General features: G+C 67.6%; 19 protein-coding genes. 5 read left to right on the top strand and 14 right to left on the bottom strand.

Annotated elements, in window-relative coordinates:
* Positions 1–180 precede the first annotated feature (180 nt).
* The 3 genes from LRM18_RS17105 (at position 181) to LRM18_RS17095 (ending at position 5,528) form a co-directional block, all read left to right on the top strand.
* On the top strand, positions 181–909 hold the full coding sequence (locus tag LRM18_RS17105) for a response regulator (protein ID WP_005408779.1): 729 nt from the start codon (positions 181–183) through the stop codon (positions 907–909).
* Positions 910–915: 6 nt separating this feature from the next.
* Positions 916–2,325, top strand: coding sequence for an ATP-binding protein (locus LRM18_RS17100; RefSeq protein ID WP_049467003.1), 1,410 nt, complete (start codon positions 916–918; stop codon positions 2,323–2,325).
* A gap of 176 nt (positions 2,326–2,501) precedes the next feature.
* On the top strand, positions 2,502–5,528 hold the full coding sequence (locus tag LRM18_RS17095) for a ligand-binding sensor domain-containing diguanylate cyclase (RefSeq protein WP_270955116.1): 3,027 nt from the start codon (positions 2,502–2,504) through the stop codon (positions 5,526–5,528).
* A gap of 317 nt (positions 5,529–5,845) precedes the next feature.
* Here LRM18_RS17095 and rnt read toward each other — a convergent pair whose 3' ends face one another.
* The 11 genes from rnt to pstS (LRM18_RS17040) form a co-directional block, all read right to left on the bottom strand.
* Complete coding sequence (gene rnt, locus LRM18_RS17090) at positions 5,846–6,430, bottom strand: ribonuclease T (protein ID WP_005408782.1); 585 nt, start codon at positions 6,428–6,430, stop codon at positions 5,846–5,848.
* A gap of 210 nt (positions 6,431–6,640) precedes the next feature.
* On the bottom strand, positions 6,641–7,162 hold the full coding sequence (locus LRM18_RS17085) for a DoxX family protein (RefSeq protein WP_270955115.1): 522 nt from the start codon (positions 7,160–7,162) through the stop codon (positions 6,641–6,643).
* 23 nt (positions 7,163–7,185) lie between these two features.
* Positions 7,186–7,941, bottom strand: coding sequence for a putative DNA-binding domain-containing protein (locus LRM18_RS17080; RefSeq protein ID WP_049466999.1), 756 nt, complete (start codon positions 7,939–7,941; stop codon positions 7,186–7,188).
* Positions 7,934–8,809, bottom strand: a complete 876-nt coding sequence (locus tag LRM18_RS17075; protein ID WP_270955114.1) for a DUF692 domain-containing protein — start codon at positions 8,807–8,809, stop codon at positions 7,934–7,936. The genes LRM18_RS17080 and LRM18_RS17075 overlap by 8 nt, the downstream gene beginning before the upstream one ends.
* Positions 8,796–9,149, bottom strand: a complete 354-nt coding sequence (locus LRM18_RS17070) for a hypothetical protein (RefSeq protein WP_270955113.1) — start codon at positions 9,147–9,149, stop codon at positions 8,796–8,798. The genes LRM18_RS17075 and LRM18_RS17070 overlap by 14 nt, the downstream gene beginning before the upstream one ends.
* A gap of 236 nt (positions 9,150–9,385) precedes the next feature.
* The gene (phoU, locus tag LRM18_RS17065) at positions 9,386–10,093 is read right to left on the bottom strand and encodes a phosphate signaling complex protein PhoU (protein WP_005408787.1); all 708 of its coding nucleotides are present in this window, start codon (positions 10,091–10,093) and stop codon (positions 9,386–9,388) included.
* A gap of 65 nt (positions 10,094–10,158) precedes the next feature.
* Complete coding sequence (gene pstB, locus LRM18_RS17060; protein WP_005408788.1) at positions 10,159–10,989, bottom strand: phosphate ABC transporter ATP-binding protein PstB; 831 nt, start codon at positions 10,987–10,989, stop codon at positions 10,159–10,161.
* A 19-nt stretch (positions 10,990–11,008) separates the two neighbouring features.
* Positions 11,009–11,872 (bottom strand): phosphate ABC transporter permease PstA, encoded by an 864-nt coding sequence (gene pstA, locus LRM18_RS17055; RefSeq protein ID WP_049466993.1) that lies wholly within the window; start codon positions 11,870–11,872, stop codon positions 11,009–11,011.
* Positions 11,872–12,840, bottom strand: a complete 969-nt coding sequence (gene pstC / locus LRM18_RS17050; protein WP_049466991.1) for a phosphate ABC transporter permease subunit PstC — start codon at positions 12,838–12,840, stop codon at positions 11,872–11,874. Before pstC ends, pstA begins: the two co-directional genes overlap by 1 nt.
* Positions 12,841–12,922: 82 nt before the next feature.
* The gene (pstS, locus tag LRM18_RS17045) at positions 12,923–14,011 is read right to left on the bottom strand and encodes a phosphate ABC transporter substrate-binding protein PstS (protein ID WP_057493509.1); all 1,089 of its coding nucleotides are present in this window, start codon (positions 14,009–14,011) and stop codon (positions 12,923–12,925) included.
* 339 nt (positions 14,012–14,350) lie between these two features.
* Positions 14,351–15,367 carry a phosphate ABC transporter substrate-binding protein PstS gene (gene pstS, locus LRM18_RS17040; RefSeq protein WP_053463535.1) on the bottom strand — a complete coding sequence of 339 codons (1,017 nt, stop codon included), beginning with the start codon at positions 15,365–15,367 and terminating at the stop codon, positions 14,351–14,353.
* A 423-nt stretch (positions 15,368–15,790) separates the two neighbouring features.
* Between pstS (LRM18_RS17040) and LRM18_RS17035 the strand changes: the two genes are divergently transcribed.
* Positions 15,791–17,023, top strand: a complete 1,233-nt coding sequence (locus LRM18_RS17035; RefSeq protein WP_049466984.1) for a porin — start codon at positions 15,791–15,793, stop codon at positions 17,021–17,023.
* Between the two features lie 81 nt (positions 17,024–17,104).
* On the opposite strand, the gene nth is transcribed toward LRM18_RS17035, so the two are convergent.
* From nth to LRM18_RS17020, 3 genes are read right to left on the bottom strand one after another with little or no spacing between them, the layout of a single operon-like run.
* Positions 17,105–17,797: an endonuclease III gene (nth, locus tag LRM18_RS17030; protein ID WP_270955112.1), complete on the bottom strand. Its 693-nt coding sequence runs from the start codon at positions 17,795–17,797 to the stop codon at positions 17,105–17,107.
* Positions 17,797–18,150 (bottom strand): hypothetical protein, encoded by a 354-nt coding sequence (locus LRM18_RS17025; protein WP_053505184.1) that lies wholly within the window; start codon positions 18,148–18,150, stop codon positions 17,797–17,799. The genes nth and LRM18_RS17025 overlap by 1 nt, the downstream gene beginning before the upstream one ends.
* A gap of 4 nt (positions 18,151–18,154) precedes the next feature.
* Positions 18,155–18,937 (bottom strand): enoyl-CoA hydratase-related protein, encoded by a 783-nt coding sequence (locus LRM18_RS17020; RefSeq protein WP_053463532.1) that lies wholly within the window; start codon positions 18,935–18,937, stop codon positions 18,155–18,157.
* A 167-nt stretch (positions 18,938–19,104) separates the two neighbouring features.
* Between LRM18_RS17020 and LRM18_RS17015 the strand changes: the two genes are divergently transcribed.
* Positions 19,105–19,806, top strand: coding sequence for an FKBP-type peptidyl-prolyl cis-trans isomerase N-terminal domain-containing protein (locus LRM18_RS17015; RefSeq protein ID WP_005408797.1), 702 nt, complete (start codon positions 19,105–19,107; stop codon positions 19,804–19,806).
* Positions 19,807–19,903 lie beyond the last annotated feature (97 nt).

The following is a 19,903-nucleotide window of genomic DNA, read 5'->3' as shown; positions in this document are numbered from 1 at the left end:
CGCGGGCGGCGTTGGCAGGCATTGTGAAGACCGGACGATGGACCGCTCAATCCTCGGGGTATGTCTGTGTGTAACACTGTCGGTGAATACGCGTAACCACAGGTATCCCGTCCCCGGGTGGATACACTGGTACGCATTGCCCCGGATGCGGTTCAGCTGCCGACACGGGATGATCGCGACATGGAGACTGAAAACACGATGCATCGACTGCTGATCGTCGACGACGACAACGACATCCGCACGCTGCTGGCCGAGCAGCTCGGCCGCGCCGGCTACCAGGTGAGCACCGCCGCAGATGGCACCGCCATGCGCCAGCTGCTGGACCGCGAGCACGTGGACCTGATCGTGCTCGACCTCAACCTGCCGCGCGAGGATGGCCTGACCCTGTGCCGCGACCTGCGTGCGCGCTCGAACACGCCGGTGATCATGCTGACCGCCCGCGCCGAGCCGATCGACCGCGTGCTGGGCCTGGAAATGGGTGCCGACGACTACCTGGCCAAGCCGTTCGAGCCGCGTGAACTGCTGGCGCGCATCCGCAACGTGCTGCGCCGGACCGAGGCGCTGCCGGCCAACCTGGAACCGCTGGCGGTGCGCCGCGCGCGTTTCTCGCGCTGGGTGTTCGACCTGGAGCATCGCCACCTGGTCGACCCGGATGACCGCGTGGTGGTCCTGTCCGGTGCCGAGTTCCGCCTGCTGCGGGTGTTCATCGCCCACGCCAACAAGGTGCTGTCGCGCGAGCAGCTGGTCGCGCTCAGCAGTGGCCGCAACTATGAGGCACAGGATCGTGCGATCGACCTGCAGGTCAGCCGCCTGCGCAACAAGCTGGGCGATGACGGCGGCCCGGACGGGCTGATCAAGACCGTACGCAACGAAGGCTACGTGCTGGCCTCGTCGGTCAACCTGGAATAAGCGGCGATGAAACGCCTGCGCCATTTCCTGTCCTCGATGGTCGGGCGGTTGTTCGTGATCCTGCTGCTGGGCATGGCGGTGGCGGCGATCGGCGCGACCATGCTGGCCACGTCAAAGCGCCAGCAGGAATTCGAGCGGCAGAACCTGAACCGGATCGCCGACCGCCTGCAGGGCTACGTCAACCTGCTGGACGGCAATCCGGAGCTGCGTGAGCGCCTGCTGGCGATCGGCGGGCCAAGCGTGCGCGCGCTGCAGCCGGGCGCCCGGCTGGGACGCGCCGACACGGCGCTGATGGAAGTGCTGGAAGACCGGCCGGGGCCGGTGTCGCGCGCACATGTGCACTTCACTTCATTCCGCTCCTGCATTCCCAAGCTGCAGGACCTGCTGCCGCCACCGCCGCCGGGCCATCGGCGGCCGCCGCGCGAACGCGACCCGGCCTTCATCCCGCCCAAGTGCCGCGCGGTGGACGTGACCCTCAACGACGGCACGCTGCTGAAGCTGGCGCTGGACTCGCCGGCAGTGGCGCACAACGGCATCCTGGCCGTGGACCCGTGGTTCCTGACCCTGCTGGTGCTGGCGATCGCGGTGCTGGCCTACATCGTTGCGCGCATGGCCAGCGCGCCACTGCAGGAACTGGCCGCCGCCGCCGAAGACCTCGGCGATGACCTGCAGCGCGACCCGTTGCCCCTGCGCGGGCCGCGCGAAGTGCAGCGCGCCGCCGAAGCCTTCAACGCCATGCAGCACCGCCTGCAGCGGCACCTGGCCGAACGCACGCAGATGCTGGCGGCGATCACCCATGACCTGCAGACGCCGTTGACGCGGCTGCGCCTGCGCCTGGAGAACGTCAGCGACGAGACCCTGCGCGAGCGCCTGATCGGTGACCTGGCCGCGATGCAGGCGCTGGTGCGCGAGGGCCTGGAACTGGCCCGCAGTGCCGAGAGTGCCGAGCAGCGTGCCGCACTGGACCTGGATTCGCTGCTGGAGAGCATTGTCGAGGACACCGCCGAAGGCGGCGCCGATGTGGTCTTCGAAGGCGGCAGCGGTGCGGTGTTGATGCTGCGGCCGCTGGCCATGCACCGCCTGTTCTCCAACCTGGTGGACAACGCGGTGATGTATGCGCAGCGGGCACGGGTGCGGGTCGAGCGCAGCGGCGGTGCGATCACCGTGGTGGTGGCCGACGATGGCCCCGGCCTGGCCGAGGAGCAGTTGGAGGCGGTGTTCGATCCGTTCGTGCGGGTGGAAACCTCGCGTTCGCGCGAGACCGGCGGTGCCGGCCTGGGCCTGACCATTGCCCGCGCCCTGGCCGAAAAGGACGGGGCCCGGCTGTGGCTGCGCAACCGGGCCGAAGGGGGCCTGGAGGCGGTGGTGCAGTGGCCGGCCAGTGCCCAGGTGGTGGCGCCCGGCCGCGCCGGCTGAGCCGGGGCGCCGCACGCGGTGACGCCCGGGCCGGGGTTTGGCCTATCATCTGCGCATCTCCCCAGCCTCTCCCCGATGAGCCAGCCCGTTCCTGCCGGCATGCCAGTGCGCGCTGCCCGGTTGTTCCTGCACCCTGCCGCGTCCTGCAGCCGCACCTGGCCGCCGCCGCCGCGCTGATGGGCGGGCAGGGGGATCAGGGGCGCTGGGTGGAGCGCCGCGCATCAGCAATCCAGCGGGCACTGCGACAGGGCCTGCTATGGCTGCTGCTGGCCCTGGCGCTGCCACTGGCTGCGCAGGAGGGCGCACCGCCGCTGCGCGACTACGCCATCGACGTATGGACCTCGCGCAATGGCCTGCCGCACAACTCGCTGCGCGACATCGCACAGACGCCGGAGGGCCATCTGTGGTTCGCCACCTGGGAAGGACTGGTGCGCTACAACGGCCTGGATTTCACCGTGTTCGACCGCAGCACGCGCCCGGGCCTGCGCGACAACGGCATCGGCGCGCTGTTCGTCGACCGCCAGGGCGGGCTGTGGATCAGCGACTCGCGCGGCAATGTCAGCCACCGCGGCAGTGATGGCCAGTGGCGGGTCTGGGAGCACCAGGCGGATACGCCGCAGGTGCTGATCCAGTCCATGCAGATGGACAGCCAGGGCCGGCTGTGGCTGTTGTACGAAGGCAAGGGCATCGGCTATCTGACGCCGGACTCGGGCATCGTCTACCGGGCGCCGGCGGCCGACCTGCCGATGGCGATGAGCTTCACCAGGCTGGTGGTTGATGCGCAGGACCGGGTCTGGGTCGGCACGCTCGACGGGCTGGTGCTGCGCGACAACGACGGCGTACTCAAGCGGGCGCCTGCGGCGTGGGGGCTGGGCGCAGGCACTGGCCTGTCGTGGCCGTACCGCGCGCCGGACGGCGCGTTGTGGATCGTCGCCGGCGAGCGCCTGTACCGGGTGGAGGACGATCGGCTGGTGCTGGTGCACCGCCTGCCCGGCCAGCTGCACATGACCTCGATGCTGCAGGACCGGCACGGCGACCTGTGGCTGGGCACCGAGAACCAGGGGCTGCTGCGCATCTCCGGGCACGGCCTGGAGCGGCTGCCGGCCGGCCTGAACCTGCCGGGTGGACGCGTGGTCAGCCTGCGCGAGGATGCCGAAGGCAGCATCTGGGTGGGCGCCAATGGCGGCCTGTACCGCCTGCGCGAGACACTGTTCAGCAGCTACACCGAGCGCGACGGGCTCAGTGGCGACTACGTGCGCACGGTGTTGGAGGACCGCGACCGCCAGCTGTGGGTCGGCAGTGCCAGCGGGCTTGACCTGCAGACCGCCGATGGCCGTTTCCGGGCGATGCCGCTGCACAACCGCGGCGGCAAGGCACCGTCGGTGCTGAGCCTGGCGCAGGGGCCCGATGGTGACCTGTGGGTGGGAACATTCGGCGATGGTGTCTACCGGCTCGGCCGCGACGGCCAGCTGCGCCACAACTACGCGGCCGCCGATGGCATGCCGGGCGGCAACATCCGTGCGATCAGCGTTGATCCGCAGGGCGTGGTCTGGGCCGGCACGCAGAAGGGCGTGGTGCGCATCGACGGCGACCGCGTGCACGTTTCGGACGTGCCCGGCATGCCCGGCGGCCTGATCACCGCGCTCGAGCATGACCATCAGGGCAACCTGTGGATCGGCACCATCGAAGGCATCCGCGTGCTGCGCGGCGACCACGTGCAGTCGATCGACCTGGCGCCGCTGGGCGGCGGCCGCAGCGTGTTCGGCTTCCACCAGCTGGGCGACGCGATGTGGATCAGCAGTGATCGCGGCCTGTACCGCTGGCGCAATGGCAGGCTGGCACGGGTTGGCCTGGAGCAGGGCATGCCGGTGGATGCGGTGTTCCAGCTGGTGCCCGATCGCCTTGGCAATGTGTGGATCAGCAGCAATCGCGGTGTGCTGCGCACCGACATGGCTACCCTCAACGCGGTCGCCGACGGCCGTACGCCGCGGGTGGTGGTGGAGCGCTACAACGAGATCGACGGCATGGCCAATGCACAGGCCAACGGCAGTTCCGGTCCATCGGCGATCCTGCGCCAGGATGGCACGTTCTGGGTGGTCACCGCCGGCGGCCTGAGCACGGTCGACCCGCAGCGCCTGCAGCGCTTCCGCGAGCGCCCGTCACCGCCTGCGGCGATCGAAAGCGTGCAGGTGGATGGTGCGCCGGTGCATTGGGAGGGACCGGAGCGCAACGCCATTCCCGGCGGTCGCCGGCTGGCGGTGAGCTACGTCGGCCTGAGCTACCTGATGTCCGACCGGATCCGCTACCGCACGCGGCTGGACGGGCTCGATGGCGGCTGGGTCGAGCGCGGCCCGCAGCGCAGCGTCGAGTTCGTCGGCCTGCCGCCGGGCGACTACACCCTGCACGTGGCGGCGGCGCACCCGGGAGGCACCTGGGGCCAGCAGGAGGCAGTGTGGAGCTTCAGTGTCGAGCCGTTCTGGTGGCAGCGCCGCAGCGTGCAGGTACTGGCGGGGCTGTTGCTGCTGGGCGGCCTGGTGGCGCTGTACCGGCTGCTGCTGCAGCAGCTGCAGGCCAGCAACCTGCGCCTGGCGCGGCGAGTGGACGAAGCTACTTTCGATTTGCAGGCCAAGACCGTGCACCTGCAGGCGCTGAACCAGGAAAAGACCGAACTGGCCGAGCGCCTGGCGCGGCAGGCCGAGGCGTTCGAGCGGCAGGCCCGCGAAGACGCCCTGACCGGCCTGGCCAACCGCCGTGGCTTCGACGAGACGCTGGCGCGTGATTTCGCCCGCTCGCAGCGCAGTGGCCATCCACTGTGCCTGGTGGTGCTGGACATCGACCACTTCAAGGCCGTCAACGATCGCCACAGCCACAGCATCGGCGATGCCGTGCTGGTGCAGGTGGCGACGTTGATCGCTGCGGCCTGCCGCGACTCCGACCTGCCGGCGCGCACCGGCGGCGAAGAGTTCGCGCTGCTGCTCAACGACACCCGCCTGGAAGAGGCCGCACAGCTGTGTGCACGGCTGCGCGGGCTGTTCCATGACCACCCGGACTGGGCCGGGGTGGCAGGACTGCGCGTGACCTTCAGCGCCGGCCTGGTGGAAGTGGACGCCGACGACCGCACCCCGGCGCTGCTGTACCAGCGCGCCGACCGCGCGCTGTACCGCGCCAAGAGTGACGGCCGGGATCGGACGAGCATTGGTTGAGTTCATCCACGCATGGCGTGGCGCTACGGGTGTTGCCGTACCAACGGTCGGCATCCACCAGAGACGTGACCCACCACAGCAGTGATCGTCAGCCCCCGACGTGCGCCGCGACACGCTGCTGCTCCCGCTTTTTCTGATCTTTCCGTGGCGGCCAGCAACCTTTCGAAGGCCGGGCAGGGGGGGCGCGGGGGCATCTGCGCCATGGATGGCGCGGCTAGGCCCGCAGGGACGGGTTCACGGCGTCCCGCGCGAACCCACCCTGCTCGGCCCAACCGATGATTCGCTTCACGCCACGAGGGGCTACGCCGCTGGCCGCTTCACCGCGGCCAGGCGTTGGCGATGGTGCAGAACAGCCGCGCGGTCTGTTCGGTGTCATACACCGCGCTGTGGGCCTCGTTGGCATCCCAGCCCAGCCCGGCCGCGGTGGCCGCGCGTGCCAGCACCGTCTGCCCGTAGGCGATCCCGGCCAGGGTCACCGTGTCGAAGACGCTGAACGGATGGAACGGATTGCGCTTGTGGCCGGTCCGCGCCACGGCCGCGTTGACGAAGCCAAGGTCGAAATGCGCGTTATGGCCAACCAGGATCGCGCGCTGGCAGCCGTACTTCTTCATCGCCGCACGCACCGGAGTGAAGATGTGGTCCAGCGCCGCCTTTTCTTCCTTGGCCAGCCGGAACGGGTGGTCGAGGATGATGCCTGTCACTTCCAGCGACTTGGGGTCGATTTCCAGGCCTTCGGCCGGTACCACATGGGCGCTGGCAGTCTGGCCGGGGTACAGCAGGCCGTTCTCGTCCATCTCGATCGGCACGGCTGCGATTTCCAGCAGCGCATTGCGCTGGCTGTCGAAGCCGCCGGTTTCCACATCCACGACCACCGGCAGGAAGCCGCGGAAGCGTTGGGACATCGCGCGCTGCGCCTGGGGTACTGCGGAATCGGGAGCGGCGGCAGGTGCGGGGGTGGGGTCAGTCATGCGTGAATTCTAGCAGAGCGCCCCTGAGCGCCCGGCTGGCCCGTGGGGCCCGGGTTTCCTGCGTGGGCGAGTTTTGACCAAGGTCGACAGCTGCCGGTGCAGCGCACGCCCAGGATCCCGGGAGGTGCCAACCTGGGTTGGCATTTACCGGACCGCAGGCCGTGCCTTGGTACCTGATGGCTGCCACCGAGCCAACCATGCATCCACGCTCAGCCTGCCGGCGCCGGTGAAGACCAGCGGCAGCAGCATGGCCATGAACAGCACCGGCAGCTTGTAGTTGCCAAAGCCCTGGTCACTGATCACATAGCCCATGGCGAGGTCGCCCAGTGACTGCCAGTCCATCGGCCAATGCACTGCGTAGGTGGCCACGATGGTCAGCACCAGCAGGCTGGCGGCAGCAAAGCGGGTGCCGAAGCCCATCAGCAGGCATGCCGCACCGATCAGTTCGAACCACGTGGCAAGCTGCCAGTTCAGCGCGGCGGGCAGCTGGTTGAACGGGAACGGGAAGGCGTCCTGCAGATCGGCAAACCAGTTCTGCCCATGCAGTTTCTCGCGGCCGGATTCGAAGTATTCCCAGGCCAGCAGCAGGCGCAGGCCGAGCGGGGCCAACCAGGGGGCGAGACGGTCCAGCTGGCCGCGTGCGGCGGCCAGGAGCGGTAGCTTCATCGGTGGATCTCCGGGGAGGGGTGTCAGGGTGGGGAGGCGAGCGGACCGATCACGCCGGCCTGCACGAACTGCTGCAGCAGCGCAGCACCCGGTTCGGCCAGGGCGTCCTCTGCCAGCCCGTGCGCGCGGGCCAGCTGCCGCAGGTAGGCCTGGCCTTCCAGCCCGGGCTGTTCGCCAATGCTGGACAGCAGGTACACCGCCAACGGGCTGAGTTCGGCGAATCGCACTTCGCCGCCGGCGTCGCGGCGGACCAGCAGGCCGGTCGGTTCGGTCGGAGGCCGGGTCGGTGCATCGTCGGCACCCAGGCGGTGCACCGGCCACTGGTACAGCAGCGGCCAGGCCAGCGGCGAGCGCTGCAGCGGCACGTGCAGCGGATCGGCAGCGCCGGGTGCGGGAAGGGGATCGGCCTGCAGCTGGTACAGCGCGGTTTCCACCCACTCGTAATGGGCCAGTTCGGCCAGCGCCGGGTGCGGCAGCTGCGGCTGCACCTGCAGCCACTGCACGAATTCGGCGGCCAGTTCGGTGAACAGCGGCGTCTGGCAGCGATGGTTGGCGAAGTAGTGGCGCACCAGTGCGCTCCAGGCCGGTTCGCCGAGCAGGCGCACGCAGACCGGGAAGCCATTGCTCAGCAGGCCCAGCAGGTTGTTGAACAGCAGGTGCTGGTAGACCGCCACGCGGCGGGGATCCAGTCCGGCCGGTGCGGGGACTGCCTGGGGGTCGCGCAGGTGCGCGGTGAACGCGTGCTGCTGCGCGCGCAGGGTGTCGGTGGCGTCAGCCATGTGCAGCCCCGGCGTGGGTGGCCTGCAGACGGCGGATGGTCTGCAGTTCGCCCCGCAGTTCCGCATAGGGCGGGAAATTGAAATCGCGTTCGAGCAGGGTGGGGCGCGGGCCGATGCGTGCATAGGTACGCGCCAGCAGCTCCCAGACCGGATCGATCACCGCGCTGCCATGGGTGTCGATCTTCAGGTCCGGTGCCTCGTCCAGGTGCCCGGCCACGTGCAGGCAGACGATGCGCTGCGCGGGCAGGCCGGCGATGAACGCATCGGCATCGTAGCCGTGGTTGCAGGCGTTGACGTAGACGTTGTTGACGTCCAGCAGCAGGTCGCAGTCGGCTTCGGCGAGCACCGCATTGGTGAACGCCAGTTCGTCCATCGCCGGTTCCGGCGCCAGGTAGTAGGACACGTTCTCCACCGCGATACGGCGGCCGAGCAGCTCCTGCACCCTGCGGATGCGCGCGGCGGTGTGGCGTACGGCTTCATCGGTGAACGGAATCGGCAGCAGGTCGTACAGGTGGCCGTCGTCGCTGCAGTAGCTCAGGTGCTCGCTGTACAGCGATACCCGGTGTGTTTCCAGGAACTGCCCGACCTGTTCCAGCAGTTGGGTGTCCAGCGGCGCACTGCCGCCCAGCGACAGCGATAGGCCGTGGCAGCTCAGTGGATGGCGCTGCGCCAGTTCGGCCAGCGCATCACCGGCAGCTCCGCCGACATGGATCCAGTTCTCCGGCGCGCATTCGAGGAAGTCGAAGTCGCCTGCCGGGGCATCACGCAGATCCTGCAGCAGCGCCCGGCGCAGGCCCAGCCCTGCAGCCGCCGCACGAAGCGGCGACTGCGGGTGGACGAGGCGGGCGCCGACGTCAGTGCTTGCCACCGCACTTGCCTTCGCCACACTTGCCTTCGGCCGACTTCGCGTCGCCGGTCTTGGCCTTGGCACCGGCTGCACCTGCGGCCTTGCCCTTGTCGGCACCACACTTGCCTTCGCCGCTCTTGCCGTCGGCGCCACACTTGCCTTCGGCATGCTTGGTTGCGTCGGCGGCCATCTTGGTATCGGCGGCCTTGGCGTCGGTGCTGGCCTTGGCTGCCTGTCCGGCCACCAGGTAACCCTGGGCGAGGTCGCTCATGCTCAGGGCCGAGGCACTGGCGGTCATGCCCAGGCCGGCGGCCAGGGCGGTCGCGGTCAGCAGGGACAGGGTCTTGTTCGAACTGCTCATCGGTATTACTCCTGGGTGGTGGGCGGGTGCCCGGGGTGATTCGATGCTGCAGCGATCCTACTCAACGAATCCTCGCCGAGACCTCAAATTTTCGTGAGATCTGTTACAGAAGCCTCCGGCAGGTCCGCACCAGGCAAGCCCGACGCCGACAAACCTGGGGAACACCGCAAAGAAAAAGGCCGCTGTCACCAGGACAGCGGCCACCTTGGAGTCGACTCCGGTGTTGCAGTGCAGCGTCAGGGCTGGCCGGTGCTGGAGGTCTCGTCGCGCTTCTCGCGCGGCGGCAGCGGCTGCTCACCGTGCACCAGGAACCACACGTTCTCGGCGATGTTGGTGGCGTGGTCGCCCACGCGCTCCAGATTCTTGGCCATGAACAGCAGGTGCGTGCACGGGGTGATGTTGCGCGGGTCTTCCATCATGTAGGTCAGCAGCTCGCGGAACAGCGCGGTGTACTGCGCGTCCAGGCGGGCGTCGTCCTCGCGCAGTTCCAGCGCGGCGTCGGCGTCATTGTCGCGGTAGGCGGCAATGGCGCGGCGCACCTGCTGCGCGGCCAGGCGGCCCAGCGCACGCAGGCCCTGGATCTGCGGCAGCGGCGGCACCTTGCCCAGCGCGATCGAACGCTTGGCAACATTGGCCGCGTAGTCGCCGATGCGCTCGATGTCGGCCGGAATGCGCAGGCCGGCGAGGATCTCGCGCAGGTCGCGCGCCATCGGGCCGCGCAGGGCCAGGCGCATCACGTCATGGCTGATCTGCTGCTCCAGCGCATCGATGGCTTCGTCGTTGGCGATGATGCGATGGGCGGCATTCTCGTCGCGCTTCTCGATCACGTCCATCGACGCCTCGAGCTGGGCGACCGCCATCTCGCCCATGCGCACGATTTCGGCCACCAGCCGCTGCTGCTCTTCGTCGTAGCTCTTGACGATGTGGTCGTTGGGAAGGTTCATGGTCTGCAATCCGGGTAGAGCCAGGCCGTGCCTGGCTGTGACATGTGACGAAGGATCAGCGTCGATCAGCCGAAACGACCGGTGATGTAGTCCTCGGTCTGCCGCTGCGACGGCTGCGAGAAGATCACTTCGGTGCGGTCGTGCTCGATCAGGTCGCCCAGGTACATGAAGGCGGTGTAGTCGGACACGCGCGCGGCCTGCTGCATGTTGTGGGTGACGATCACGATCGTGTACTCGTGCTTGAGCTCTTCCACCAGCTGCTCGATGCGGCTGGTCGAGATCGGGTCCAGCGCCGAGGTCGGCTCGTCAAGCAGCAGCACCGACGGGCGCAGCGCCACGGCACGGGCGATGCACAGGCGCTGCTGCTGGCCGCCGGACAGGCCCAGTGCGCTCTGCCCCAGCTTGTCCTTCACCTCGTCCCACAGCGCGCCCTGGCGCAGCGCCTGCTCGACGCGGTCGGCCATGTCGGCCTTGCTCAGCTTCTCGTGGTGGCGGATGCCGTAGGCCACGTTCTCGAAGATGGTCATCGGGAACGGCACCGGCTTCTGGAACACCATGCCGACCTTGCTGCGCAGGCGGTTCATGGGGTACTTCGGCGACAGGATGTTCTCGCCGTCCAGCAGCACTTCGCCGCGCGCCTCCAGCTTCGGGTACAGCGCGTAGATGCGGTTGAAGATGCGCAGCAGGGTCGACTTGCCGCAACCGGAGGGACCGATCAGCGCGGTGACGCGCTTTTCCGGGATCTCCAGGTTGATGCCCTTCAGGGCGTGGAACTTGTCGTAGTAGAAGTCCAGTCCACGCGCAGCCAGCTTCACCGGCGACGGCGTGTGCAGGCTCTCGTGCGAGGACGGCACGGCGATGCGCTGCATCGGCACGGCGTTGGAAAGGTCGTTCATGGCGTTATCCACGGAAAGGTCAGTCATGGGAGATACGGTTGCGCAGCAGGATGCCGCGGGCGGCAAGGCTGACCAGCAACACGAAGACAGTCAGCACCAGGGCACCGGCCCAGGCCAGCACCTGCCAGGATTCATACGGGCTGCCGGCGAACTGGTTCATCACCACCGGCACCGAGGCCATCGGCTGGAAGATGTTGTTGTTCCAGTACTGGTTGCCGAAGGCGGTGAACAGCAGCGGTGCGGTTTCGCCGGAGATGCGGGCCAGCGCCAGCAGGATGCCGGTGATGATGCCGGCCGAGGCACTGCGGTACAGCACCTGCACGATCACCTTCCACTGCGGGATGCCCAGCGACAGGGCCGCTTCGCGCATCTGCGAGGGCACCAGCCGCAGCATCTCGTCGGTGGTGCGCACCACCACCGGCAGCACGATGAAGGCCAGCGACAGGGCACCGGCGAACGCCGAGAAGTTGCCACCGGTCTGCATCACGTACAGGGTGTAGACGAACAGGCCGAGCACGATCGATGGGGCCGACAACAGGATGTCGTTGACGAAGCGGACCACGGTGCCGGCCTTGCGGGCGTTGCCGTACTCGGCCAGCCAGGTGCCGGCCAGCACGCCCAGCGGGGTCCCGATGCCGATCGCCAGCGCGCACATCACCGCGCTGCCGAAGAAGGCGTTGGCGAGGCCGCCTTCCTGCATCGGCGGCGGCGTCATCTTGGTGAACAGATCCAGGTTGATGCCGGCCAGGCCCTTGGAGGCCAGGGTGAACAGGATCCAGCCCAGGAAGAACAGGCCGAACAGGGCGGTGGCGCAGGACGCGGTGATGGCGATGACATTGCCGATGCGGCGGCGCAGGTACAGCGAATCAGCGGTGGTGGACATCAGTTGCCCTCCTTGCGGGACAGGCGCATCAGCATCAGGCGGGCGATGGCCAGCACCACGAAGGTGACGATGAAGAGGACGAAGCCGAGCAGCAGCAGGGCCGAGCGGTAGGTTTCGGTGGCCTCGCCGAAATCGTTGGCGATCAGCGCGGCGATGGTGGTGCCCGGTTCCAGCAGCGACGGCGACAGGCGCACGCTGTTGCCGATCACAAAGGCCACCGCCATCGTCTCGCCCAGGGCACGGCCGAGGCCGAGGAAGATGCCGCCGATCACCGCCGAGCGGGTGTAGGGCAGCACGATGTCCCAGCTCACTTCCCACTTGGTGGAACCCAGCGCATAGGCCGATTCCTTCAGGCGGGTCGGTACGGTCAGGAACACTTCGCGCATCACCGAGGAAATGAACGGAATGACCATGATGGCCAGCACGAAACCGGCGGTGAGCATGCCGATGCCCAGCGGCGGGCCCTGGAACAGCGGACCGATGACCGGCCATTCGCCCAGGGTTTCGTTGAGGAACGGGGTGACGTACTCGGTCATCACCGGCACCAGCACGAACAGGCCCCACATGCCGTAGATGATGGAGGGAATGCCCGCCAGCAGCTCGATGGCGGTACCGACCGGGCCACGCAGCCAGCGCGGCGCGACTTCGGTGAGGAAGAACGCGATGCCGAAGCTGACCGGCACGGCAATGACCATCGCGATGACGGCGGTGACCAGGGTGCCGTAGATCGGCGCGAGCGCGCCGAACTTGTTTTCGACCGGGTTCCAGTCGGCCGAGAAGAAGAAGCTCAGGCCCTGCATCTGCAGGGCATGGCGGCCGCCCCACAGCATCGACAGCGCGGCGCAGGCCAGGGCGATCAGGACGAAGATGACGGTGCCGACCAGCACCCATCGGAACAGTTTGTCGTTGCGGGCATCACGCGCATCGCGCGTGGACGGGGCGGCTACAGGCTGGGCGATGGCATTCATGGGGACGGCAGGGCCAGGAAGGGGCGGGGCGGCATGGCGTGGAAGAAGCGGTGCCCGCGCGGGGCGGGCACCGTCGGGTCCATCACTTCAGGTCGGTCGCCCAGTAGGCCTCGATCTGCTTGACCAGTTCGGCCGGCAGCGGCACGTAGTGCAGCTCGTTGGCCTGGGCCTGGCCGTTCTCGAAGGCCCACTTGAAGAAGGCCAGGGTGTCCTGGTTGCGCTTGGCGTCCTTCGGCTTCTTCTGCATCAGCATGAAGTTGGTGGCGGTGATCGGCCACGCCTGCTCGCCCGGTGCGTTGGTGATGACCAGGTTGAAGTCCTTGGCGCTGGCCCAGTCGGCGCTGGCGGCCGCTGCGGCAAAGGTTTCCGCGCTCGGCTCGACCCAGTTGCCGGCGGCGTTCTGCATGGCGGTGTACGGCATGCCGTTCTGCAGCGCGTAGGCCAGCTCGACATAGCCGATCGAGCCCTTGATCTGCTTCACGTAGGACGCGACGCCTTCATTGCCCTTGCCACCGACGCCGTCCGGCCACTGCACCGAGGTGCCTTCGCCGACCTTGCTCTTCCACTCCGGGCTGACCTTGGACAGGTAGTTGGAGAAGTTGAAGGTGGTGCCCGAACCGTCCGAACGGTGGACCAGGGTGATCTTGCCATCCGGCAGCTTCACGCCCGGGTTGGCAGCGACGATGGCCGGGTCGTTCCAGGTCTTGACCTTGCCCAGGAAGATGTCGGCCAGCAGGGCGCCGCTCAGGCGCAGCTTGCCGCCTTCCAGGCCGTCGATGTTGACCACCGGCACCACGCCGCCGATGGCCGACGGGAACTGCGCCAGGCCGGCCTGGGCCAGCTCTTCGCTGCTCAGCGGCTTGTCGGAGGAACCGAAGTCGACGGTGCCGGCCTTGATCTGGGCGATGCCGCCGCCGGAGCCGATCGACTGGTAGTTGATCTTGGCGCCGGTGCTGGCGTTGTAGTCGGCCGACCACTTGGAGACCAGCGGGAAGATGAAGGAGGCGCCCGCACCGGACACTTCGGCGGTCACCTTGGCACCGGCGGCGGCCGGGGCCGCGGCACCGTCGGCCGCCGGCTGCTGCGCGGCCTGCTTGTCGCCACCGCAGGCCGACAGGCCCAGGGCGATGGCCAGGGAAAGGGCGGCAAGGCCGGCCGAGTGCAGTTTCATGGTCACTCCATAGCGGGGTAGAGCCGACGGCGTCGGCGGATGCGGCTATGAAATGATGTTTTTGTTACAGCCGTATTACGCGCATGACAGAGGTGTCCTGGATCACGTTCCGACAAGGGTTTCACAGGGTGGGCGCCGATCCGGCAGGGGCCCGGTGCCCCCGGATCTGCGCACCGATAGCACCGGCCGGTGCAAGGTAGCGCCGAGCGTGGGTTCGGCGCTACAGAGGCAGACACCCCCGGAAACAAGAAGAGCGCGAGATCTCGAGGATCTCGCGCCCGGTTGGGGCCGGCGGGGGAGAGAGGACCCGCCGGCCCCGTTCCTGCGGGGGGAACGTGCTTACTTCAGGTTCTGCGACCAGTAGGTCTCGATCTGGCGGACCAGGCTGTCCGGCAGCGGCACGTAGTCCAGCTGGCGGGCCTGGGCGTCGCCGCTCTTGTAGACCCAGCGGAAGAACTCCTGGGTGGCCTTGCCGTTGGCAGCATTCTTCGGCTTCTTGTGCACCAGGATGAAGTTGGTGGCGGTGATCGGCCAGGACTCGGCGCCCGGGGCGTTGGTCATCACCAGGTAGAAGTCCTTGGCGTTGGCCCAGTCGGCGCTGGCGGCGGCGGCAGCGAACGACGCGTCGCTCGGCTGCACGAACCTGCCAGCGGCGTTCTTCATCGCGGTGTACGACAGCTTGTTCTGCAGCGCGTAGGACAGTTCGACGTAGCCGATGCCGCCCTTGATCTGCTTCACGTAGGCAGCAACGCCTTCGTTGCCCTTGCCACCGATGCCGGCCGGCCACTGGACCGAGGTGCCTTCACCGACCGAGGTCTTCCATTCCGGGCTGACCTTGGACAGGTAGTTGACGAAGTTGAAGGTGGTGCCCGAACCATCCGAGCGGTGCACGACGGTGATCTTCGCGCTCGGCAGGGTCACGCCCGGGTTCAGCGCGGCGATGGCCGGGTCGTTCCAGGTCTTGATCTTGCCCAGGAAGATGTTGGCCAGCACGGTGCCGTCCAGCTTCAGTGCGCCCGGGGCGATGCCGGCCACGTTGACCACCGGCACCACGCCGCCGATCACCGACGGGAACTGTGCCAGGCCCGAAGCGGCCAGCTCTTCTGGCTTCAGCGGCGCGTCGGAGGAGCCGAAATCAACGGTCTTGGCCTTGATCTGCGCAATGCCGCCGCCGGAACCGATCGACTGGTAGTTGACCTTGTTGCTGGTGGCGGCGTTGTAGTCGGCCGACCACTTCGACATCACCGGGTAGATGAACGAGGCGCCCGCGCCGGTGATTTCAGCGGCGTTGGCGGCGAACACGGACGACGCTGCGAAGACGGCAACGGCAACGCGCGACTTGAAGGCGTGGATCACGGGGTGGCTCCTGGGTTGATTGGGATGCGGGGTTACCCGCCCGGCGCACATTCCATAACGGTTCGATGACAGCGCCGGGACCGTTGTATGACGCATCCGTTACAGCGCGTCCCGGCAGCCCTGCGCCGCCGCGCAGCGTGCAGCGGTTCAACCTCATTCCCTGGCTCCAGGGAACGCGTGCCGGGGGGGCTGGCCGGGCGGGCGCGTGCACTGCCATGGGTTCATCACGCCCGCGGCCGCAGCCGATCGACCCGCAGGGAAAGGCAAATGAGTCGTACGCATGACCGCAGGAAGAAATCTGTGGTTGGTGCGCACTCTGTCATTCGGTTGTCATGGTTTTAACGGAACGTTCGCAAAACGCTTGACCGGCCTGCCGGCGTGGCGTTCTGCCCAAGCCATTCCAACCCTCTGGAGAAATCCAAAATGCGTTCCCATTTGCTCGCCGCCGCGGTCGTTGCAAGCCTCGGTCTGGTTTCCGCCGACGCCTTCGCAGCCCCTGCCAGCACGGGCGTATCCCAGGCACAGCTGCAGCAGCTGCAGGCACAGATCGCCGCGCTGCAGGCCCAGGTCCAGCAGTTGCAGAACGATTCGCAGGCGCTGCAGGCGCAGTCCGACGCGCAGTCTGAAGTGAACATCACCCAGGCACAGGCCCTGGAGGGTGCGCAGAAGACCCAGACCAGCGTCGACAAGCTGGCCAAGCTGGTCAATGACAACAAGATCGGCGGTCGCATGTTCTTCGACCTGACCAACATCGACAAGACCAGCAACGGCAAGGACACCGCCGCCAGCGGCACCGGCCTGGACGTCAAGCGCTTCTACCTGACCGTCGACCACAAGTTCAACGACATCTGGTCGGCCAACCTGACCACCGACTTCCAGTACAGCTCGGCCATCGGCAACACCGAACTGTTCGTCAAGAAGGCCTACGTGCAGGGCAGCTTCGACCCGGCCTTCAACCTGCGCGTCGGTGCCGCCGACATGCCGTGGATCCCGTACGTCGAGAAGTTCTACGGCATGCGTTATGTCGAGAACACGCTGACCGACCGCCTGAAGTACGGCAACTCGTCCGACTGGGGCCTGCATGGCTTCGGCAACCTGGGCAACAACTTCAACTACGCCGTGTCGGTCGTGTCCGGCGCCGGCTACAAGAACCCGACCCGCAGCAAGGGCATGGACGTGGAAGGCCGCGTGGCCTACACCCCGAACGAGAACTTCGTGGTGGCCGTGGGTGGCTACAGCGGCAAGCTGGGCAAGGAAACCGACATCCAGAGCGCCGAGAACACCTACACCCGCGCCAACGCGATGGTGGCCTATGCCGACAGCGACTTCCGCGTCGGCGGCGAGTACTTCCAGGCCAAGAACCTCAACAACGTGATGACCGTTGCCACCGACAAGTCCAGCGGCTGGTCGGTGTGGGGCAGCGTGCGCGTCACCGACGGCGGTATCAACGTGTTCGGTCGTTACGATGACACCGACGTCAGCAAGACCCTGGACCCGACCCTGAGCGACAAGTACTGGAATGTGGGCGTCGAGTTCCCGGTCATGAAGAACCTCAAGCTGTCGACCGTGTACAAGTACACGCACCTGGCCAACGCCGGCGACAAGAAGAACGACAAGACCAAGGAATTCGGCGTGTGGGGCGATCTGTCGTTCTGATCTCCTGAAGCACGCTTGTCCATACACGCGGACGGCGGGCCTTGTGCCCGCCGTCTTCGTTTCGTCACAACACAATCCGGGTCACGCTTCGGCCGGCGTCTTTTCCTTGAACCGGCACAGGTCGGCGATCACGCAGCCCGGGCAATCCGGCTTGCGCGCCTTGCACACATAACGGCCGTGCAGGATCAGCCAGTGATGCGCGTCGAGCAGGAACTCGGCGGGGATCACCTTCACCAGCGTGTCTTCCACTTCGCGCACATTCTTGCCCGGAGCCAGGCCGGTACGGTTGGAGACGCGGAAGATATGCGTATCCACCGCCATCACCGGCTCGCCGAACGCGGTGTTGAGGACCACGTTGGCGGTCTTGCGGCCGACACCGGGCAGCGCTTCCAGCGCTTCGCGGTCGCGCGGCACTTCGCCGCCGTACTTCTGCAGCAGGATCGCGCAGGTGGCGATCACGTTCTTAGCCTTGGCGTTGAACAAGCCGATGGTGGAGATGTACGGCTTCAGGCCATCCTCGCCGAGCGCCAGGATCGTCGCCGGGGTGTTGGCGACCGGGAACAGACGACGCGTGGCCTTGTTTACGCCGACGTCGGTCGCCTGCGCCGACAGCGCCACGGCCACCAGCAGCTCGAACGGCGAGCTGTACTCCAGTTCGGTTCTGGGGTGCGGGTTGAGCTCGCGCAGGCGGGTGAACATTTCCACCACGTCGGCGCGCGGCATGCGGCCGCCGCGCCGCGCCGGTGCGCGGGCCGTCTTCTTCACGGTGGCCATTACGGCTCCTTGCCGGTGGCGCGGGCCTTGGCCCGGGCGAGAATCGCGGCGGCCGCAGCGGGCAGGGCGGGCTTCACGTCCGGCGCCGGGGCCGGGGTGCGACGCGCATCGCGCTCGGCCTCGCGCCGGGCCAGGCGCACCGCGCGGGCGCGGTAGCGTTCGCGTGCGGCCCAGGCCGCCTGCAGCTGCTGCTGGGCCAGGCACAGGCGCTGCGGAAGGTCCGGATGACCGGGGAGCAGTTGCTCGTCGCCGGCACGGGCGACATAGTCCATCAGCCCGGCCTGCAGGGCGCCGTCGAGATCGTCTGCCTGGACCCGGGCGAACAGCTGCGCGGGGTTGGGTCGGGATGCCATGGCGTCAGCGGTTCTGGAACGCCGGCGGACGGCGCTGCAGGAACGCGCTGGTGCCTTCGCGCATGTCCTCGGTGGCAAACAGCAGGCCGAACTGCGCGCTTTCATACTCCAACCCGGCTTCCAGGCTGCATTCGCCGCCCACGTGCACCGCATCGAGCAGCCCACGCAGGGCCAGCGGCGCCGAGCGTGCCAGCTGTCGGGCAATGTCCTGCACGCGGTTGTCCAGCGCGTCGGCGGGCACGACTTCGTTGACGATGCCCAGTTCCAGCGCACGCGCGGCGTCGATCGGCGCCCCCAGCAGGCACAGCTCCAGGGTGGCGGCGCGGCCGCACAGGCGCAGCAGGCGCTGGCTGCCGCCGAAGCCGGGGATCAGGCCGAGGTTGATTTCCGGTTGGCCGACCTTGGCGGTATCGGCGGCGATGCGCAGGTGGCAGGCCATCGCCAGTTCCAGGCCGCCGCCCAGCGCAAACCCGTTCACGCGCGCGATGACCGGCTTGGGCATCCGCTCGATCTGGCGCATCAGGGCCTGGCCCAGCAGTGAGAAATCACGTCCCTGAACGGCGCTGAGGGTGTTCATCTCGGCGATGTCCGCCCCGGCCACGAAGGCCTTCGGGCCGGCCCCGGTCAACACCACCACGCGCACCTGTGGATCGGCAGCGGCCTCGCCGAAGGCGTCGGCCAGGGCCTGCAGGGTGGCGGCGTTGAGGGCGTTGAGCTTGTCCGGGCGCTGGACGGTCACGGTGCGGATGGCGCCGTCGTCGGTGACAGCGATCAGGGCATCGGCCACGGGGAAACTCCTGGAACGTTAAAAAAAAGTGATATTGAACTCTGCAAACGCAGACGGGTCATAGCCTGCATCGTGAGTGGCGGTTACACGTTGCGCCCGTTATCCTAACCCGTCGCCTCAGGGCGGCGCAGAACGTCCCTGAGTTACCACCCCTGGAGAACTGTTTGATGAAGTTGCGTTCTATCGCGGTCGCCGTCGCGGCCCTGGCCCTGACGGGCAATGCCTTCGCCCAGGACGTCTCGTCCGAAAAGGGCAAGCTGAGCTACTACTTCGGTTACGACTACGGCAACAACCTGGCGGAGCTGACCGGTCGTGGTGAGCAGCTGGACATCAACTCGGTGGTGAAGGGCCTGCAGGATGCCTACGCCAAGAAGCAGCCGGCGATCACCGCCGAGCAGCTGAAGCCGGCCGTTGAAGCGTTCCAGAAGCGCGAGCAGGGCCGTGCCCAGGCTGCCAAGGCCGAGTACGAAAAGGCGGCTGCCGAAAACAAGACCAAGAGCGATCAGTTCATCGCGGCGAACAAGGCCAAGGCCGGCGTGCAGTCCCTGCCGAGCGGCGTCCAGTACCGCGTGATCGAAGCCGGCAAGGGTGCCAAGCCGACCCAGGCCAGCACCGTGCAGCTGGAAGTGGCCGGTCCGTTCCCGTACGGCCAGCGCCCGACCGAAGCCCGCCCGGCCCAGCAGATCCCGTCGATCAAGGTCAGCGAAGTCGAAATGAAGGCCATGCGCGAGACCCTGCTGCAGATGCCGGCCGGTTCGAAGTGGGAAGTCACCCTGCCGCCGGACCAGGCCTACGGTGCCGACCCGCGCACCCCGTTCCCGCCGAACGTGGCTGTGCAGTTCGAGATCAAGCTGGTCAGCGTCAAGTAAATCAAAGCAGCAGACGAAACGCGCCGGTGATTCCACCGGCGCGTTTCTGTTTGCGCAGTGCGCTGCGTGCCGCATCATCGCGCGCAAATTCAGCCCG

This window comes from Stenotrophomonas sp. PI_27 (assembly GCF_027854495.1).
Classification (GTDB): Bacteria; Pseudomonadota; Gammaproteobacteria; order Xanthomonadales; family Xanthomonadaceae; genus Stenotrophomonas; species Stenotrophomonas pavanii.
Note: the sequence above shows the minus strand (reverse complement) of the source record. Positions and strands in the feature narration are given on the sequence as shown.

What these genes read in the sequence shown, in the direction of transcription:
- LRM18_RS17105 (WP_005408779.1), top strand. Translation starts at nt 181, where the DNA reads ATGGAGACTGAAAACACGATGCATCGACTGCTGATCGTCGACGACGAC.
- LRM18_RS17100 (WP_049467003.1), top strand. Translation starts at nt 916, where the DNA reads ATGAAACGCCTGCGCCATTTCCTGTCCTCGATGGTCGGGCGGTTGTTC.
- LRM18_RS17095 (WP_270955116.1), top strand. Translation starts at nt 2,502, where the DNA reads ATGGGCGGGCAGGGGGATCAGGGGCGCTGGGTGGAGCGCCGCGCATCA.
- rnt (WP_005408782.1), bottom strand. Translation starts at nt 6,430, where the DNA reads ATGTCCCAACGCTTCCGCGGCTTCCTGCCGGTGGTCGTGGATGTGGAA.
- LRM18_RS17085 (WP_270955115.1), bottom strand. Translation starts at nt 7,162, where the DNA reads ATGAAGCTACCGCTCCTGGCCGCCGCACGCGGCCAGCTGGACCGTCTC.
- LRM18_RS17080 (WP_049466999.1), bottom strand. Translation starts at nt 7,941, where the DNA reads ATGGCTGACGCCACCGACACCCTGCGCGCGCAGCAGCACGCGTTCACC.
- LRM18_RS17070 (WP_270955113.1), bottom strand. Translation starts at nt 9,149, where the DNA reads ATGAGCAGTTCGAACAAGACCCTGTCCCTGCTGACCGCGACCGCCCTG.
- phoU (WP_005408787.1), bottom strand. Translation starts at nt 10,093, where the DNA reads ATGAACCTTCCCAACGACCACATCGTCAAGAGCTACGACGAAGAGCAG.
- pstB (WP_005408788.1), bottom strand. Translation starts at nt 10,989, where the DNA reads ATGAACGACCTTTCCAACGCCGTGCCGATGCAGCGCATCGCCGTGCCG.
- pstA (WP_049466993.1), bottom strand. Translation starts at nt 11,872, where the DNA reads ATGTCCACCACCGCTGATTCGCTGTACCTGCGCCGCCGCATCGGCAAT.
- pstC (WP_049466991.1), bottom strand. Translation starts at nt 12,840, where the DNA reads ATGAATGCCATCGCCCAGCCTGTAGCCGCCCCGTCCACGCGCGATGCG.
- pstS (WP_057493509.1), bottom strand. Translation starts at nt 14,011, where the DNA reads ATGAAACTGCACTCGGCCGGCCTTGCCGCCCTTTCCCTGGCCATCGCC.
- LRM18_RS17035 (WP_049466984.1), top strand. Translation starts at nt 15,791, where the DNA reads ATGCGTTCCCATTTGCTCGCCGCCGCGGTCGTTGCAAGCCTCGGTCTG.
- nth (WP_270955112.1), bottom strand. Translation starts at nt 17,797, where the DNA reads ATGGCCACCGTGAAGAAGACGGCCCGCGCACCGGCGCGGCGCGGCGGC.
- LRM18_RS17025 (WP_053505184.1), bottom strand. Translation starts at nt 18,150, where the DNA reads ATGGCATCCCGACCCAACCCCGCGCAGCTGTTCGCCCGGGTCCAGGCA.
- LRM18_RS17015 (WP_005408797.1), top strand. Translation starts at nt 19,105, where the DNA reads ATGAAGTTGCGTTCTATCGCGGTCGCCGTCGCGGCCCTGGCCCTGACG.